At 42.8% G+C, this 1,094-nt stretch carries 2 protein-coding genes and 1 pseudogene; all 3 read right to left on the minus strand.

All coding sequences use genetic code 11. The features are described 5' to 3' along the window. A partial coding sequence (locus ACFXI4_RS44725; protein WP_385003459.1) for a helix-turn-helix domain-containing protein occupies positions 1–565 on the minus strand: 565 nt, incomplete at its 3' end. A gap of 22 nt (positions 566–587) precedes the next feature. Continuing rightward, the gene (locus ACFXI4_RS44730) at positions 588–740 is read right to left on the minus strand and encodes a hypothetical protein (RefSeq protein ID WP_000879507.1); all 153 of its coding nucleotides are present in this window, start codon (positions 738–740) and stop codon (positions 588–590) included. 2 nt (positions 741–742) lie between these two features. Beyond that, a pseudogene (locus tag ACFXI4_RS44735) lies at positions 743–1,094 on the minus strand (ATP-binding protein); the annotation flags it as partial.

Here is a 1,094-nt window from a genome sequence, read left to right on the forward strand (position 1 = left end):
GTACAGGGATATTTAAAATCCCTGTCTTATCGTTAATGGCAAGGTCAAGGCGTTTCATCACACCGCCAGCCACCAAAACGTCCATAAAGAACTCATACCAGCTTCTTTGTTGTGCCAGAAGATAGCTTTCAAATTGTCTGCACCCACGACCTTTCAATTCCACCAGAACTCCTTTGTCCAGTTCATGGGAGCAAAGGACGAATATGTCGCCTAAAGCATAATGCTCTGAATAAGAATAGAAACCATAGTCCTCATGAAGAAAATAGGACAGTTTCAGTTGTAAGATGTTTTCGACCACCTGCTGTACGTCTGTTGTCGGAAAGCGAATTCTTACATAATCAAACAGCATTTCAAGGGGAGCGTCGGGATTGAAGCGTTCCAGAGCTTCCCAAAGGGACTGCTGTAAATCCTCTGATGGCTTGACTTTTCCTGTTTCAATATCGCTTAGATACTGCCTTGTAATACCAGTCGCAACAGCTAAACGGTTTTGAGATAGTCCATAAGCCAAGCGTTTTTCTTTTAAATGCTGTAACCAAGTTTGTTCATTCAGTAAAAATCCCTCCAATCAAAAAGGCGTATGTCAACTTTTAAAGCCCATTTGACATACGCTGAAATTTTGTAAATCCCTTGTAACCAAAGGATTTTCTAATGTTTTTTTGACTGTTTCCTGTCGATTTGTACCCCCCTGTTAGATACGGGGGGTTAAGTGCTGGCGTGGCTATTGCCACACCAGCCAGCAAGATCAGTCCACACCTGCGACTTCCGCTTCGCACGTCGCCTGCGTGGACTGTCTGCTGTTGGATAACTTTTTAATTTCCTCCAAGAAATCATATCCTTTTGGTACAAGGGGAGTATAAAACTCTGATATGACACTTGTTCCTACATCAACATAGCCACGACCTTTGATTCGCTTTAAGAAGAAATCCTTTTGTACGTCACTGCCAAACATCATGCCATAGCCCATTTCAGACATACGACCTAAAGCCACTCTGAAATTAAACTGATCACGGATTCCGTCGCCTAAATATTTTGCGTCTGGACGTTGACAAGCCAGTATTAGAAAGAAGCCAGCTTGACGACCTAACATGACAATC

The sequence above is a fragment of the Streptomyces sp. NPDC059224 genome (genome assembly GCF_042754285.1).
In the GTDB taxonomy this organism is placed as follows: Bacteria; Actinomycetota; Actinomycetes; order Streptomycetales; family Streptomycetaceae; genus Streptomyces.